This window comes from Marinobacter antarcticus, assembly GCF_900142385.1.
GTDB lineage: Bacteria > Pseudomonadota > Gammaproteobacteria > Pseudomonadales > Oleiphilaceae > Marinobacter > Marinobacter antarcticus.
This window is the reverse complement of record NZ_FRAQ01000001.1, coordinates 1993667-2010123: the sequence shown is the minus strand read 5'-3', so window position 1 is coordinate 2010123 and position 16457 is coordinate 1993667. Positions and strand designations below refer to the sequence as shown.

Annotated in this window: 14 protein-coding genes; 7 read left to right on the top strand and 7 right to left on the bottom strand. The window is 55.1% G+C overall.

Going from position 1 to position 16457, the window contains the following annotated elements:
- Positions 1-17: 17 nt before the first annotated feature.
- The 3 genes from BUA49_RS09425 to rluC are packed head-to-tail and all read right to left on the bottom strand — an operon-like array spanning position 18 to position 2793.
- Positions 18-1043: a S49 family peptidase gene (locus tag BUA49_RS09425; RefSeq protein ID WP_072796899.1), complete on the bottom strand. Its 1026-nt coding sequence runs from the start codon at positions 1041-1043 to the stop codon at positions 18-20.
- Between the two features lie 38 nt (positions 1044-1081).
- Positions 1082-1729 (bottom strand): HAD family hydrolase, encoded by a 648-nt coding sequence (locus BUA49_RS09420; protein ID WP_072796898.1) that lies wholly within the window; start codon positions 1727-1729, stop codon positions 1082-1084.
- On the bottom strand, positions 1729-2793 hold the full coding sequence (gene rluC / locus BUA49_RS09415) for a 23S rRNA pseudouridine(955/2504/2580) synthase RluC (protein ID WP_072796897.1): 1065 nt from the start codon (positions 2791-2793) through the stop codon (positions 1729-1731). The genes BUA49_RS09420 and rluC overlap by 1 nt, the downstream gene beginning before the upstream one ends.
- Before the next feature lie 28 nt (positions 2794-2821).
- Here rluC and BUA49_RS17690 point away from each other — a divergent pair, with 28 nt between their 5' ends.
- The 3 genes from BUA49_RS17690 to BUA49_RS09405 all read left to right on the top strand — a co-directional run bounded on the left by BUA49_RS17690 (position 2822) and on the right by BUA49_RS09405 (position 7176).
- The gene (locus BUA49_RS17690; RefSeq protein WP_175547564.1) at positions 2822-3160 is read left to right on the top strand and encodes a hypothetical protein; all 339 of its coding nucleotides are present in this window, start codon (positions 2822-2824) and stop codon (positions 3158-3160) included.
- Between the two features lie 242 nt (positions 3161-3402).
- On the top strand, positions 3403-6630 hold the full coding sequence (gene rne, locus BUA49_RS09410; RefSeq protein WP_072796896.1) for a ribonuclease E: 3228 nt from the start codon (positions 3403-3405) through the stop codon (positions 6628-6630).
- Positions 6631-6633: 3 nt separating this feature from the next.
- Complete coding sequence (locus BUA49_RS09405) at positions 6634-7176, top strand: YecA/YgfB family protein (RefSeq protein WP_072796895.1); 543 nt, start codon at positions 6634-6636, stop codon at positions 7174-7176.
- On the opposite strand, the gene BUA49_RS09400 is transcribed toward BUA49_RS09405, so the two are convergent.
- Entirely contained in the window at positions 7173-8051 is an 879-nt protein-coding gene (locus tag BUA49_RS09400) for a PHP domain-containing protein (protein ID WP_072796894.1), read from the bottom strand. The genes BUA49_RS09405 and BUA49_RS09400 overlap by 4 nt on opposite strands.
- A gap of 129 nt (positions 8052-8180) precedes the next feature.
- On the opposite strand from BUA49_RS09400, the gene BUA49_RS09395 reads away from it, so the two are divergent.
- The 3 genes from BUA49_RS09395 to BUA49_RS09385 all read left to right on the top strand — a co-directional run bounded on the left by BUA49_RS09395 (position 8181) and on the right by BUA49_RS09385 (position 9586).
- On the top strand, positions 8181-8480 hold the full coding sequence (locus tag BUA49_RS09395) for a YciI family protein (RefSeq protein WP_072796893.1): 300 nt from the start codon (positions 8181-8183) through the stop codon (positions 8478-8480).
- A gap of 138 nt (positions 8481-8618) precedes the next feature.
- Positions 8619-9290: a TIGR04211 family SH3 domain-containing protein gene (locus tag BUA49_RS09390; RefSeq protein WP_072797800.1), complete on the top strand. Its 672-nt coding sequence runs from the start codon at positions 8619-8621 to the stop codon at positions 9288-9290.
- Positions 9291-9295: 5 nt separating this feature from the next.
- Complete coding sequence (locus BUA49_RS09385) at positions 9296-9586, top strand: PilZ domain-containing protein (protein ID WP_072796892.1); 291 nt, start codon at positions 9296-9298, stop codon at positions 9584-9586.
- A gap of 27 nt (positions 9587-9613) precedes the next feature.
- Here BUA49_RS09385 and rraA read toward each other — a convergent pair whose 3' ends face one another.
- Both rraA and ppsA read right to left on the bottom strand, forming a co-directional pair.
- Positions 9614-10093: a ribonuclease E activity regulator RraA gene (gene rraA / locus BUA49_RS09380; RefSeq protein WP_072796891.1), complete on the bottom strand. Its 480-nt coding sequence runs from the start codon at positions 10091-10093 to the stop codon at positions 9614-9616.
- Positions 10094-10124: 31 nt separating this feature from the next.
- On the bottom strand, positions 10125-12497 hold the full coding sequence (ppsA, locus tag BUA49_RS09375) for a phosphoenolpyruvate synthase (RefSeq protein WP_072796890.1): 2373 nt from the start codon (positions 12495-12497) through the stop codon (positions 10125-10127).
- Positions 12498-12648: 151 nt separating this feature from the next.
- On the opposite strand from ppsA, the gene ppsR reads away from it, so the two are divergent.
- Positions 12649-13464: a posphoenolpyruvate synthetase regulatory kinase/phosphorylase PpsR gene (gene ppsR, locus BUA49_RS09370; protein WP_072796889.1), complete on the top strand. Its 816-nt coding sequence runs from the start codon at positions 12649-12651 to the stop codon at positions 13462-13464.
- A 55-nt stretch (positions 13465-13519) separates the two neighbouring features.
- Here the strand turns inward: ppsR and BUA49_RS09365 are convergent, their stop codons facing one another.
- A complete protein-coding gene (locus BUA49_RS09365) occupies positions 13520-16444 on the bottom strand; it encodes an insulinase family protein (protein ID WP_072796888.1) in 2925 nt (974 codons plus the stop codon).
- Between the last annotated feature and the right edge of the window lie 13 nt (positions 16445-16457).

Here is a 16457-nt window from a genome sequence, read left to right as displayed (position 1 = left end):
CTCTCAACTCTGCAGGCTTATCGCAGCTCCAAACGAGACTCAACCAGCTGCCCGACAAGACCCTGGCCAAAAGACACTCCAAGCTGATCAACAATATCACGCAGCGGCCCTTTGCGATGACTGTAGTCAACAAGATCTTCCTGGCCGACTATCTGCTTGGCGACATAGGAGGTGCTGCCAAGCCCGTCAATAAGGCCCAACTCCAACGCCTGCTCGCCACTCCACACCAAGCCGCTGAATAACCGCTCGTCGTCCGCCAGGCGATCGCCACGACCTTCCTTTACCGCTGCGATGAACTGCTGATGAGTGTTCTCCAACACATCCTGCCAGAACGCCACTTCCTGCTCCTGCTGGGGTGAGAACGGATCCAGAAAGGCCTTGTTTTCACCGGCGGTATAAAGCCTGCGCTCAACACCCAGCTTGTCCATGGCACCGGTAAATCCAAAACCACCGGCCACAACACCGATAGACCCCACAAGGCTGGCCCGGTTTGCATAGATCTCATCAGCTGCCGCAGCAATGTAGTAGGCGCCGGATGCTCCGACATCCGAGATCACCGCATAGACTTTCTTTTCCGGATACTCATCTCGCAATCGTTTTATCTCGTCGTAGACATAACCGGACTGAACCGGACTCCCGCCAGGACTGTTGATGCGCAGGATAACCGCCACTGCATCCTCTTGCTCGAACGCTGAGCGCAGAGAACCCACAATATTGTCCGCGCTGGCGAGCTCATCCGCAGCGATCGGGCCGTTTATTTCAACCACCGCAGTGTGTTTGCCGGTTGCTGCATCCAGACTGCCGCCAAACGGCGACCAGACGATGGCCAGCAACGCAAACAGATACGCAAATGTGAGCAACTTGAAAAAGATCCCCCACCGGCGACTCCGGCGCTGCTCGGACTGCAGAGACATAACCAACTTTTCAATCAACCGCCAGTCACGTCCCGATTCAGGCGGCAAACGCGGTTGGTTTCGCCCTGAACGAGGCTCTGCAGATTTATCACCCCACTCTGGCGTCTTGTCGGAATCCCAGTCACTCATGCAATTGTCCTGTCAGAAAGAGAATCAAAAAAATGTACTTACAAGCCGAGCACACTACGAAGATCCGGCACAGAATCAACGATAGCGTGGGGAGCGTAACCCCCAAGCACATCGCGCTTGTGCACACCCCATTCAACACCGATAGAGGGCATACCAATACGCTGGGCCATATCCAGATCATAGCGGGTGTCGCCGATCATAACGGCCTCTGAAGGCTCAATTCCGTAAAAAAGAAGGATCTCTTCGAGCATACGAGGATCCGGCTTGGAGCGGGTTTCGTCGGCACAACGAGTAATATCAAAATGCGGCCCCAGCCCGCTGGAAACCAGCGCCGATTCGAGACCTTTGCGACTTTTGCCTGTGGCGACAGAGCACCTGCGGCCAGCGCTCCGGAGATCTGTTACAACGTCTGCCATACCTTCGAATATATTTTGGGGTGTCGTAACCTTCCGGAAGAAATAATTCCCGTAACCCTCTCGGATGGTCGTCATTTCCTCGCGACTGATACCCGGATAGAGTCTTTCCAGAGCCTCAACCATACCCAGACCAATAATGTCACGATAGGCCTCCCTCTCCAACGCCGGATACCCCAGCTCGGTGGCAGCCTGATGCAGGCTGTCCGCAATATGGTCTACGGAATCCACAAGAGTTCCGTCCCAATCAAAAATTACAACTTTCACGTCCATTAACCTGCTCCCGTTGCACGCACTTCGAGCCTGCTCAGCACGTGACTGAATACATCATCATAAGGGGCCTCGAACCGAACTGCCTCCCCTGTAACAGGCAGCACAAGCTCAAGAGCCCGAGCGTGCAGCATAAGGCGCTGGCCACCAACAGACCGGAATGCTTTCAGACTTACATCATCCATATACTTGTCATCCCCCGCTATCGGATGACCGGCGCATGCACTGTGAACACGAATCTGATGGGTACGACCGGTGACCGGTGATGCCTCCACCAGACTGTAACCGTTATAACGCGCAAGACAGCGAAACATTGTAAGCGAGGCTTTACCGGCTTCATCTACCCTTACTCTGCGCTCGCCGTTAGGCATTTCATAACGCAGCAACGGCTCATCAACACGGCCAATTTTATCGGGCCAACTCCCCGCCACCAGAGCATGATACTGCTTACGAATCCGTCTCTGCCGCAGTTCATCCTGAAGGTAACGCAACGCTGACCGTTTTTTGGCGATCATCACAAGTCCTGAGGTATCTCTGTCCAGACGGTGCACCAGCTCAAGAAAACGCGCCTCCGGGCGGGCCGCACGCAACACTTCAATCAAGCCGAAACTGAGACCACTGCCGCCATGCACCGCAATGCCGGAGGGCTTGTTCACCACCAACATCTGGTCGTTTTCAAAGACGACAGCCGCTTCCACCACATTCTGAACCCGGCTACCAGGCGCAGCCTGAGGGGCCTTCTCCTTCCGGGTCACCGGTGGAATGCGCACTTGGTCACCTGTCGCAAGACGGGTGTCGGGCTTCACTCTACCCTTGTTAACTCGCACCTCACCCTTCCGGACTATGCGGTAAATAACACTCCTGGGCACACCACGAAGCTGTGCCAGCAGAAAATTATCCAACCGCTGCCCGTGGTTGTCTTCCTCAACGGTTACCCACACAACCGCCTGTTGAACCGCTTCCCGCTCAACGCCTCCCGGTCTGACATCGGCACCACTGCCCGGGCGTGGCACCGGCTTTCTGACCCTGGATTTGGCCGGCTTTCCGGCAGCAGATTTGCGGGACATAAGGTTCCTTTAACTGGTGGTGTAGCTGGTGATACGAGCGGGATTGAACGGCTCCCCGAATACTGTTATATTCCGGCGTGATCTGTCGTTTGTCTACGGCCTGACCAATTCGAGTCAGAAGCCGGAGCGGCAGAAGTATACCGACACTATTCAAGAGTTTGAACGCCGAACGCCCAATCACTATCGGGCACGGCGCAAGAAACGCTTCCGTCGTGCCAGGGAAGACCCGCTAAAAAAGCGGCGAACTGGCACCGGAAAAACTAAAACCGTGCGGAGAACCGCCGGGCGATATCGCGAAGAATCACTGCCACGCAAGGCCGGGCCGTCCAGCTTACGAATACGACGTGAGACCCAGGCACTTGTGTGAACCTGAAAACGGATTATATGCGCCAACAGACACGAACCCTACACGACACCTCCTTGCCAGCAGGCAGGCGGGACGTCGGCGGTGGTCTCAGATCAACAGGATCATACCCCGACGGGGCATGATTCGTCTGTCCGCCGCTCTGCCCCTGATTTAACGGGGCCCGCGGCACGCACATCCTGCTTCGCAGATGCGACGCCCATTGGTTTTCTGTCAAAATCAAACGACAGGAAAATCCTCTTTCCATGAAAAGAATGCTTATTAATGCAACTCACCCAGAAGAGTTGCGCGTCGCCCTGGTTGACGGCCAGCGTCTGTTTGACCTCGATATCGAATCCAGCTCCCGCGAGCAGAAAAAATCTAACATCTACAAAGGGCGCATTACCCGCGTAGAGCCGAGTCTGGAAGCCGCCTTTGTTGATTTCGGCGCCGATCGCCACGGCTTTCTTCCTCTGAAGGAAATCTCCAGGGACTACTTCAAAAAGTCTCCGGGCCAGATTGAAGGCAAGGTCAACATCAAGGAAGTGATTTCTGAAGGCCAGGAAGTCATCGTTCAGGTCGACAAAGAAGAGCGCGGCAACAAAGGCGCGGCCCTGACAACGTTTATTTCCCTTGCCGGTCGCTACCTCGTTTTGATGCCCAACAATCCCCGTGCAGGTGGTATTTCACGCCGCATTGAAGGTGACGAGCGGGCCCAGCTAAAAGAAGCCATGAACAGCGTACAAGTGCCCAAATCCATGGGTATTATCGTGCGCACTGCAGGCATTGGCCGTACCTCCGAAGAACTTCAGTGGGATCTCGACTACCTGGTACAGTTCTGGGAAGCAATCACCCAGGCTGCAGGCGAGCGCAAGGCTCCTTTCCTCATTCACCAGGAAAGCAACGTTATCATTCGCGCTGTTCGTGACTATCTCCGCCAGGATATCGGAGAGGTACTGATTGACTCGGAAAGCGTCTACGAAGACGTGCTGAATTTTGTCCGTGCTGTAATGCCCACGTTTGAGAACAAGATCAAGCTGTACAAGGACGAGATCCCCCTGTTCAGCCGCTACCAGATTGAAGGTCAGATCGAAACTGCGTTCCAGCGGGAAGTACGACTCCCCTCTGGTGGTTCTATCGTTATCGATCCTACTGAGGCACTGGTATCTATAGACATCAACTCATCCCGTGCCACCAAGGGCCAGGATATTGAGGAAACTGCGTTCCAGACCAACCTGGAAGCGGCAGAGGAAATCGCACGCCAGCTCCGCCTGCGGGATATGGGCGGCCTGATTGTGATCGACTTTATCGACATGACACCCGCCAGACACCAGCGCGAAGTCGAGCAGAAAATGCGCGAAGCTCTGGAAATCGACCGGGCGCGGGTTCAGGTTGGCAAGATCTCACGTTTCGGCTTGCTCGAAATGTCCCGTCAGCGGCTGAGACCTTCTCTGGGTGAAACCCGTAGCGAAGTCTGCCCGCGCTGTGAAGGCCAAGGCACTATCCGTGGAATCGAATCCCTGGCGCTAAGTATCATGCGCCTGATCTACGAAGAGTCATCCAAGGAAAAGACCGGCGAAGTTCGGGCCATAGTGCCTGTGTCAGTAGCCACTTTCCTGCTGAACGAAAAGCGCAAGCAACTGGCAGATATTGAAGCACGCCAGGAAGTCAGCGTTGTCATTGTTCCGGTTCCCCACATGGAAACGCCGCACTTCGAAATCCTGCGTATGCGCGACGATGAAACTACGCCCGAACACATCTCAAGCCATCAGGTAGCGCAGGAATACAGCGAGCGTGAAGAAGAGGTGTTTGAAGCGCCGACAGCTGAAAAGCCGGCTCGTGAGCAAGCAGCAGTCAGAGCTGTTCGGCCAAGCACTTCTGCGCCAACTGCAAAAACTGCTTCTACCCCAACTGCAAAAGCTGCGGAAACCAAAGCATCTGCAGAGCAGGACGACGGTCTGCTTCGTCGGATTGGTCGCAAGATTGCGTGCTTCTTCAACAATGAAGAAGAGCAGCCGACCAAGACCCGCGATAAATCAAACGCAGGCGCCAGCCGCGAAGAACAGCGCAACCAGGCACGTCAGGATCGCCGCAAAACCCGCGTCGCTCGCGACGGCCAAAACTCCGGTAGCAACAACCGCACTGGCAATGAACGCCGTCAGGGCAATAACCAGCCAAACCGCAGCGACGAAAACCGTTCGCGGGGCCGCAACCGCAATGACGACCAGAATCGCCCCAACCAGAACCGTCAGGCTGCCGACAAAGGCGCCGAGAACAAGGGTTCTGAGAGCAAAGGCACCGACAATCGCAGCGACGACAGCCGCCGGGAAAATCGCAAAGATAGCCAGAGCCGCGGCCAAAGCCGTAACCGGCCTCAGCGCGACGTCAAAAACAACGGCGAGCAGAAAGACGCGAATCAGCAGGAAACGTCACAAAAGGCACCTGCTGCTGAAAAGTCCGGCTCTGATGACAACAGCCGTCGCAAGCCGCGCCGCCCACGTAACCGGGACGGCTCGTCTTCCGAGGCCCCTGCTTCCAATCCCGCAGCTCGCAAGAGCGCCCGTAATGAGAAGCATCAGAAAGATACTCAACCAGAAGCAGGCAACGATAACGCTGACGTGAAAGCAGCAGTGTCGGCTGACAAGAGTGGAGATCAGGCCACTACCAAGGCTCTTGTGGCACAGCAAAGCGAGCAGAAACGGCCGGAACAGCCGGAGCAGAAGGCAGCCTCTGAAGTCAGAGCTGCTCAAAAGCCGGACACCGCTTCTGACAACGCATCTGCGGATACCAAAGCGGAGAAAGCTCCTGCTGCGACTTCGGTAAAAGAACCCTCAGTCTCGAAAGAGAAAGAGCCAGCAGCTGACAAGACTGAAGATACCTCGACGCCAGCGTTGGAAGAGAAAAAAGCTCCCCAGGCTCAAAAGCCCAAAGCCCCTGCTACAGATGAGACAGCTGCAAAGGCTGAAGAGCCAGTAGCCAAGCCGAAAACGGCAGCACCTGAAGCGACGTCAGAGACTGACACGGCACCGCCTGCTCCGAAGGATAAAGAGCCTTCAGCGGAAGCCGATCAGAAGCCGACGGCCAAGGCAGAGAAGGATCCTTCAGCGGAGAGCCGTAAAGAACCCTCGGCCACAGAAGGCAAGAAGCCTTCAACCAGCGAAGGGGAAGAGCCTTCCGCTAAAGAAGACGAAAAGCCGTCTGCAAGCGCAGAGACAAGCTCCGCTGAAGATGAGAACAAAGCAGCTCCTGCGAAGAAGCAAAGATCAGCACCCGCCAGAAGCCGGAGCAAAACTGCAGCGACGGATACATCTGCAGAGAAAATGCCTGCAGATAAGCCTGAGGCGGCGCAAAGTAATTCTGCTCCCGAAGCTGAAGAAAAGCCTGCAGCGGAAACACGCACTCCGGTAACACCCGGGCGCGCCTACAATGACCCCCGTGAGGTTCGTAAGCGCCAGCGAGCGGCCGAAGAAGCCAAAAAATCCGGGAGTAACTAACACATGCTGTCCAATTCCGACATTGAAGCACTGGAAGACATTCTGTTTGCCGAACCTTGGGGCGACGATGCCCTGGACTTTTTCGGCTTCCACGGCGCTGTTTGCGCCAGCGTCGTCGGGCCGGTCAAGCTGAGCGTAGAAACTGTCTTCCGTCTTGTTACAGGGGCCGATGAGACACCCGGTGGTGGCATTCCCGAAATCTTCCGCCAGTGCGTCACGCAACTGGCGGGAGACATGGCCCAGGCACTCGACATGGGCCAGGCCCTGGAGCTTCCGGAGCCGGAAGACGGCGAACCAATGAACGCACTTGAAAATTGGTGTGCGGGCTTTGTGGACACGTTTCTGGAGAATGAGGATGAGTGGCTGGACGCCGTCAGCGAAGAAGACACCGCCGATCTGATGGTGCCCATGCTGACATTGTCGGGCCTATTTGATGATGAAGACTTCCAGAACGTTCGCAATAGCGAAAAATTGTCACGTGAGATGGCAGACGCTATCCCCGACTCCCTGACTGACCTGTACCTGCTGTTCCACGCACCGGATTAAACTGGCGCCTCAATACCAGGAACCTGCCTGAAATGATGCCAGACCGGCTCCAGCCCGTCTGGCATTTTCATAATCCGGCCCAGCTCACACCAAGGGGCACCCGGAAAGTGAAAATCACTGCCCTGAGACGCCAGCAGCTTCTCCCGCACACATAATTCAGTCAGAAATCCGAGATCCCCGCTGGATTGTCCAGACGTAGACACCTCTATGGCCTGCCCGTCAGCACGGCGAAAATCAGCCGTCAGCTCCCGCAGCTTCGTTGCAGTCAGCTGGTATTTACGGGGGTGAGCCAGCACCGCAAGCCCGCCCGCCGAATTGATCCACTGAACGACCTCCTGCAACTCCGGCCAGTAAGCCTTAACATCACCTGTTTTGCCGGCACCGAGGTATCTCTTGAAGGCTTGAGCCGCGTTCTTTACGATACCCGACTCAACCATCACCCTTGCGAAGTGCGGGCGCCCGGGAACGCCCCCACCGGCCTCGGTGGTCGCGCGCTCCAGCAGATCTGGAATCGCAAGCTTACTCAAGCGTTCGGCGATCATAGCCGCCCTCGCCCAACGGTTGCGGTTCTGCCGCTCGAGCGCTTCGCGAAAATCAGCGTTGTCGATATCAAAATCCAGACCAACAATGTGTATTGTATGGCTGCGCCACAAACAGGAAAGTTCAATACCCGATATCAGCACTACATCGTTGGTTTTCGCTGCGGCCTGAGCCTCAGCAAGGCCTTTAACAGTATCATGGTCAGTCAGGGCAAGATGCGTAACCTTTTGTTCTGCAGCGCGTGTCACTAGCTCTGTGGGCGTGAGAGCCCCGTCTGAAGCGGTGCTGTGGCAATGCAGGTCAATGCACAAAAGAGGGTCTTGCGGTATAGTCACAAAAATTCCCGAGTGAAGTGAGTGGCAATACAAATCTGAACCAGACTGCGCTGGCCAGAGAGCTCAGTGTACCAGCCATTCCACTCCTTGCATTATTTAACAAGATCCGCCACAGAACCGGAGACCCTCATGTACTACGCCATTATCAGTGAAGATGTCGATAACAGCCTGCCCCTGCGCCAGACAGCTAGGCCCGCTCACGTCGAGCGGCTGCAGCAGCTGAAAGCGGAAGGTCGGCTGCTGGTGGCAGGGCCTCACCCTGCTATCGATACCGCCGACCCCGGAGACGCAGGCTTTTCAGGCAGCCTCGTCGTAGCAGAGTTCGATTCTCTGGACGCAGCTCAGGCATGGGCAGACGGCGACCCCTATGTGGATGCCGGTGTTTACCAGAAAGTTACCGTTAAGCCGTTTAAAGTCGTGCTGCCCTGAAAGCGCTCAACTTACTCCATGAGCTTTTTGTAATGACAGCTCGCTTGAACGACCAGGTATCTGTGACAAAATTGCGGCTTAGACAACAACATGCTTTTTAATCCGCTTTCTAACTTGAACACCGTGGGAATCTTGCCAGTGACGCTTTTTCGCCTTGCTATCAGTGCGCTTTTTATACTGTCTTCCATTGCCGCTGCTCAGGCGAAAACCGCCTGGGTTGACGATCAGCTCTATCTTCCCGTGCGGTCTGGTGCCGGCTCGCAGTACCGTATCATTGAGAATGCGGTTCCCAGCGGCACCGCACTGGAAGTTATTGAAACGTCAGATTCGGGCTATACTCGTGTACGCACCCCTAAAGGCAATGACGGCTGGGTCTCAAGCCAGTATCTCAGTGACACCCCGATTGCTGCAGACAGACTGAAAACCGTGAGCCGGCAGCTTGAGCAGGCCCAGACCGAGTTAGCCGCCCTGAAAGGGCAGCTTAACGAAGTCTCCAGCGAAAGAGACTCGCTGAGCAACGCAGAGTCCTCACTGTCTATACGTTCAGAGGAGCTGCAGCAGGAACTCAGACGTATTAAGAATATTGCCTCAGATTCGATTAACCTTAAGCGACGGAATGGTGAGCTACTGGAGGACAACCAGAAACTGCGCAACGATCTGGAAGTGCTGACCGCGGAGAACGAGCGTCTGGAAGCCAGCAAGGAGTCTGACTTCATGCTGGTGGGCGCCGGCCTCGTACTCGGAGGGGTACTCCTCGCTTTGGTTATTCCCATGCTCAAACCCACAAGAAAAACCGATAACTGGGCATAAACATTATGAAAGACTATTCGGAGAAGCGCGATTTCCATCGCATGCAGGTTGAGTCGGAGATTGAGATCACAGACAGCAAGGGGAATATCTTTAAAGGTACTTGCAAGGATCTCAGCGCAACGGGAATGCAGCTGCTTGTAAGGAACCCTGTGATGGTTGGAGAAGAACTGAGCACGGTGCTGCATCCGAGCAGTGATCAGTTCCCTCCATTGGAGACGATCTGTGAGGTAATCCGGTGCGAGCCGGAGGGTGACGGCTTTTTGCTGGGAACCAACATCAGCGAAGTCACCCGCTAGCCTACTGTCCTGACACTATACCAGGAGCTAAACCAAGGGCTTTTCTGACACAACGATGCCATTGTTGTCAGCGTATACGTAGCGGCCCGGGTGGAAGGTCACGCCGTGGAAGGTCACCGCAACATCCAGGTCGCCGAGGCCGCGCTTTTCACTTTTCCGGGGATACGTGGCCAGCGCCTGAACCCCCAGATCCGTTTTGCCGATCTCATCAACATCCCGCACACAGCCATAGATAATCAACCCGGCCCAACCGTTGCTCGCCGCTTTTTCAGCGAGCATATCGCCCAGCAGTGCATGCCGCATTGAGCCGCCGCCATCGACCACCATAACGCGGCCTTTGCCGGGCAAGCCGACCTGCTCCTTGACCACGGAATTGTCTTCAAAGCACTTTACGGTGACGATCTCGCCACCAAATGCCTTTACTCCGCCATAATTATTAAAGCCAGGTGCGACTACCTGAACTTCCGGAAACTCATCGCACAGGTCCGGGGTAATAATCGTTGTCACCTTATCGCTCTCCTTACGTGCAGAAATAAACTCAGTCGATTTTTTCGTCGGCCAGGAAGAACCAGGTATCCAGCACCGAATCCGGATTGAGGGATACAGTATCAATACCCTGATCCATCAACCATTTTGCAAGATCCGGATGATCAGAAGGGCCCTGGCCGCAGATGCCAATATATTTGCCTGCCTTTTTACACGCCTGAATGGCATTGGACAGGAGGACTTTCACAGCATCATTACGCTCGTCGAACAGGTGCGCAATAATGCCTGAGTCCCGGTCAATGCCCAGAGTCAGCTGAGTCAGATCATTTGAGCCGATGGAAAAGCCATCGAAGTGCTCAAGGAACTGATCTGCCAGCAACGCGTTGCCCGGCAGCTCACACATCATGATCACACGCAGGCCGTTGTCACCACGCTTGAGCCCGTTCTCTGCCAGCAATTTGACCACCTGCTCTGCTTCACCCACCGTGCGGACAAAAGGCACCATGACTTCTACGTTGGTCAGCCCCATTACATCCCGCACTTTTTTGAGCGCACGGCATTCCAGCTCAAAACAGTCACGGAAGGTTTCCGAGATGTAGCGCGATGCGCCCCGGAAGCCAAGCATCGGGTTTTCTTCATCCGGCTCGTACAGGGTGCCGCCAATCAGGTTGGCATACTCGTTGGATTTGAAGTCAGACAGCCGCACGATCACTTTCTTGGGCGCGAACGCGGCTGCCAGGGTGGAAATCCCTTCAACCAGCTTGTCCACATAGAAGTCAACTGGCGAGCTGTAACCGGAGATACGCTTTTCCACTGCCTGCTTGATGTCCCGGGGCAGGCCGTCAAAGTTCAGAAGGGCTTTCGGGTGCACACCAATCATGCGGTTGATAATAAACTCAAGGCGCGCCAGACCGACACCTTCGTTAGGCAGTGACTGAAAATCAAAGGCACGATCCGGGTTACCTACGTTCATCATAATCTTGAACGGAATATTCGGCATTGAATCCACGGTGTTTTCACGCAGTTCAAAGTCCAGTGCGCCTTCATAGATCAGGCCGGTATCACCTTCCGCACAGGATACGGTCACTTCCTGGCCATCCTTCAGTAGCTCTGTTGCGTCACCACAACCGACGACCGCAGGGATTCCAAGCTCGCGGGCTATAATGGCTGCGTGACAGGTACGGCCACCGCGATCGGTCACAATGGCGGAGGCCCGCTTCATGACCGGTTCCCAGTCCGGATCCGTCATGTCGGTTACCAGCACATCGCCGGCCTGCACGCGGTCCATTTCCTTGATGCTGGTAATGATCTTGACCGGGCCTGCGCCGATCTTGTGGCCGATACTGCGGCCTTCCACCAGCACCTTACCTGTTTCTTTCAGCAGGTAACGCTCCATAACGTTGGCCGAAGCCCGGCTTTTGACCGTTTCAGGGCGGGCCTGAACGATATAGATCCGGCCGTCGTCACCGTCTTTCGCCCACTCGATATCCATGGGCCGCTCATAGTGCTTTTCGATGACCATGGCCTGCCTGGCCAGCTCTTCCACTTCTGCGTCTGTGATACAGAAGCGGCTGCGCTCTTCCTGATCCACTTTCACGGTTTCCACAAGCTGGCCTTCACCAGGCTCAGAGTGGTATACCATCTTGATCGCCTTGCTTCCCAGATTACGGCGCAGCACAGCTGGCCTACCCGCTTCGAGGGTGGGCTTATGAACATAGAACTCGTCGGGATTAACGGCGCCCTGAACTATCGTTTCGCCAAGGCCATAGGAGGCAGTAATAAATACGACGCCCCGGAAGCCTGATTCAGTATCCAGCGTAAACATAACGCCGCTGGAGGCGGTTTCACTGCGCACCATCTTCTGGATGCCGGCAGACAAAGCCACAAGCTTGTGATCAAAGCCATGATGAACACGGTAGGAAATCGCACGGTCATTAAACAGGGAGGCAAACACCTCCTTAACAGACGTGCGTATCTGCTCAAGCCCGACAACATTCAGGAAGGTTTCCTGCTGACCGGCAAAGGAAGCATCCGGCAAATCTTCAGCCGTTGCCGAGGAGCGCACCGCCACGGCCATCTTCTCATTGCCGTTGAGTATTTTGCCGTATGCATCCTTGAGCGCGACTTCCAGGGCTTCCGGGAAGGGCGTATCAATAATCCATTTACGTATCTTCGCCCCTACACGGGCAAGTTCGTTTACGTCGTTTATATCGAGACTGTCGAGGACGTTATCAATCTTGTCCTTCAGGCCGTCTTTGGCCAGAAACTCACGGTAGGCGTGTGCAGTCGTGGCGAAACCACCTGGAACCGTTACACCTGCACTGGCGAGATTACTGATCATTTCACCGAGGGAGGCATTTTTGCCGCCTACCCGGTCAACATCGGACATTCCCAGGTGATCAAACCAGATTATGTAATCTTCCAAAGCGTGTCTCCCTTGAATCTGTAAGGCTAAGAATAAAACCGGGCCAGCGGTATCAAGCGTAAAAAGCGGACAACAACCACTGCGGAGTCTCGAACTTGGCGTGTATGATACTGTAACCTTCGGATTTTACCTAGGGAGCCGGACCAACACCATGAAACGTACAGCCTTCTTCATTTCCGACGGCACCGGCCTGACAGCCGAAGCACTCGGGCACAGCCTTCTGGCCCAATTCGAAAAAATTGAATTTGAGCGAGTTACCGTACCCTATATTGACGATGTTGAAAAAGCCCGGAACATGGTCAAACGCATTAACAGCGCAGCTGAAGCCGACGGCGCCCGGCCCCTTGTCTTTGACACCATTCTGGATGGCGCTATCCGCGAAATCATCACTGATGCACAAGGGTTCATGGTGGATATTTTCGGGACATTCCTGAGCCCGCTGGAACAGGAACTGCAGTCATCTTCGTCCTATTCCGTGGGTAAATCCCATGCCATCAGCAACGAAGGCGTCTATGAGCGGCGCATCCACGCCGTGAACTTCGCCCTGGACAACGATGACGGTGCGCGCACCCGGCATTACGATGAAGCAGAACTCATTCTGGTAGGCGCATCCCGCAGTGGTAAAACCCCCACCTGCCTTTACCTCGCACTCCAGTACGGTGTTAAAGCTGCCAACTACCCGATTACCGAAGAGGATCTTACCGACCAGCAGATGCCCAAGGCTCTCAGACCCCACAAGGAAAAGATCTTTGGCCTGACGATTGAACCCGAGAGGCTGGCTACCATCCGCAACGAACGGCGCCCCAACTCCCGCTATTCATCCATTCAGCAGTGCATGCACGAAATCGAAGAGATTGAGCTGATGTATCGAAGGGAGCGTATTCCATTTCTGAATACGACGGCCTATTCCGTAGAAGAAATTGCGACGCGTATCATGGTCGCCACCGGTTTGAAGCGGAACCGCTAAAGAACCCCTTACTGAACCATGCAGGCAGGCCATTAGCGACCTGCCTGCTCTTTACCTACAATTCCTGAATATTCAGACCAAGCCCTTCAACAAGATTGCGATGCTCGGGGCCCGTCACTACGGCGGTGCTGGCTTTTTCGGGCACCAGCCAGGTAGCAGCAACCCTCTTAAGGTCATCAAGCGTTACTGACAACACCCTTTCACGGAAACGTACCCGTTGCTCAGGACTGCGCCCGAACAGCTTGTTGTGAAACGCGTGACGCGCTGCACCAGCCGGCGAACGCGGGCGGTCGAGCTGGCCAATAACCCCGAGGATGGACTCTTCCAGCTCCTGATATTCATGGTCAGTTTCCTGAAGCCATACCAGCGACTTGTCAAAATCATCAAGAGTTTCAGCCAGACGTGGATCCCGGTAGGAGAAAAACCGGAAGTTGCCATTCACGCTGTCCTGGGAAGCTCCGCCACCATAGGCGCCACCTTTCTCCCGAATGGCTCTGTGCAGATAGCCATTGCGCAGGAAGCCACCGAGCACGGTGAGCGCAGCCGCATCGGGATGGTCAACCGGCACAGTGCTATATGCGCGAGCGCAGAAGCTTACCTGGGTGGACGTCAGCCATGCTTCGCGGGTTACGAAACTCACCGGCTCCAGCTTCCAGAGGGATGATTCGACACCATTATGACCCTGCCAGCAGGACTTAAGGTCGTCGATTAATGCTGGAAGCTGTTCTTCCTCACCGATGACCAGGAACTCGCGCGCCTGCTGACGAATCCTGCCATGCAGGTCCGTCAGTTTCTGGCAGAAAGCATCAAGTGCTGCAGGATCTTTCAGGGACTGATCCAACTCTTTGGTGCTGCGAATTCCGGCAAGGCCACCAAGACGGAAGGCCAACCAGGCTCCGGGGCTCACGCCCTGGGCTGCCGCACCCATGGCCAGCGCGTGACCACTGCCTGTTACCGCCTGCTCCCGGCGGGCGCGAATCTGGGCAACCAGTTCCCGGATACGACCTTTTTCATCAAACCGGGCGTTGGTGTATACGTCCCGAAGCAGCTTGGTCATCACCGTTCGATTACGTGACAACGCCTTGCCGCTGAAGATCATATAGCCAGTAAGATCCTGAACATCATCAATGCGACCTTTGGCGGTGAACGAGGCACCAATACCACCGGACTCCGCAGAGATTCGCTCCTGCATCTGCAGATAGTCCAGATCACCGCAACCAACTTCTGAAATCAGGGTGCCGTAATACGGCAACAGCGACAGCTCTTCTTCGGTCAGATCCGGCAGAGGAAGTACCACCTGCTCGTAAACCAGCCCGTTGGTACCCCGCGCAAAGACGGTTGCAGAAATATCGCCATCAAAGCTGGCTTCCGGCTCCGGCATTTGCAGCGGCACGTCGGTTAGATCCACTTTCGGCAGAATGGAATCGTCATCCTTACGCATCTGGCGATCTTCCAGCGCCTTGGCACGATCGACGATCTGCGCGATTTCCTCGCTGGTAAGCTCAGATTTGCGCTTGGCGAGAGCTTCGCGAATAGCCTGCTGGCGCCGCGCATCCAGCTTGTCATCCGGACGTAGAGTGAGCGTTACCCGGTGCGGGTTATCCAGCAGCTTGCGGCGAATAAGGCCAGGGATGTACTGCGGATCATGGATTTTCTCACGCAGGGTTTCCAGAACCGGGTCCAGATCAAGCAGCTCAACCGGGTCGCCACCGTGAACCATAGGTGCAATCGCACTCATGATCAGCTGAAGGCCGTAAGGGAAACTGTCGCCGGCAATTTCGCGCTGATGCAGTTCGAGCTGGTGAAGGATTGCTTCCAGGCGTTCCTCGCTGACGCCCTCATCCGCCACTTTCTGAAGCGTGCTCTCAATGAGCGCCTCCAGTTCTTTCTGCTTCTCCGGTTCGCTACCTTCAATGCCACAAAGAAAGGTCATTTCCCGGTTGGAATCTTCCAGCCCGCACATGGGTGAGGGCGCCTGGCCGATATCGGTTGTTTCCAGCGCCCGCATCAGCGGAGACGCGCTGTTTTCCAGCAATACAGCGGACAACAACTGCCCTTCCAGGTTTTCCTGCAGATCAAAACTGTGGCCTAGCAGCCAACCCATAACAATGTGGGTTTTGTTGGCGGTGTCTTCGCCCTCATTGACCCCGTAGCCCTGGTCCACACGAACCGGCGCGTACATGCGCTTTTCATCGCGCACAGGCAGTTCAATATCCAGTTTGTCAAAGCGCTTGAGTGCAAGCTCTTCAAACCGTTCATGGTGCTCGTGAGCCGGAATATTACCGTAGGTCGCAAAAATTGCGTTACTGGGGTGGTAGTGGTGCCGGTAAAAACCGATAAGATCTTCGTAGCTCAGATCAACGATATGATCCGGCTCACCACCACTGTTGTAGTGGTACGTGGTGGTCGGGAACAGGTGGCTGCTCAGATTCTGCCAAAGCTGTGAGGTGGGCGCACTCATGGCCCCTTTCATCTCGTTGTACACAATGCCCCGATACACCAGCTCCGTACTTGGATCGTCCGGCTTGTCAAACTCCAGCCGGTGGCCTTCCTGGGCAAAGTCCAACGGATCCAGTTTGGAAAAAAAGACCGAGTCCAGATAGACGGACAACAGATTATCAAAATCTTTGCGATTCATACTCGCGAAGGGATAAGCCGTCCAATCGCTGCTGGTGAACGCGTTCATAAACGTATTTAGAGAACGGCGAATCATCATGAAAAACGGATCGCGAACAGGGTAGCGCTCACTGCCGCACAGGGCCGTGTGCTCAAGAACATGAGCAACGCCAGTCGAATCCATCGGGAAGGTTTTGAGCGCAACAAAAAACACATTTTCCTCGTTATCCGCCGCGAGATGAAGATGGCGGGCACCGGTTTTTCTGTGGCGATACTCTTCGACGTCGAGATTAAGCGAATCTATCCGGTGACTGCGAAGCTTCTCAAAAGCCGGATGGGTTGCGTTATCGATCACTGCAGCCATTCAAACTATCCTG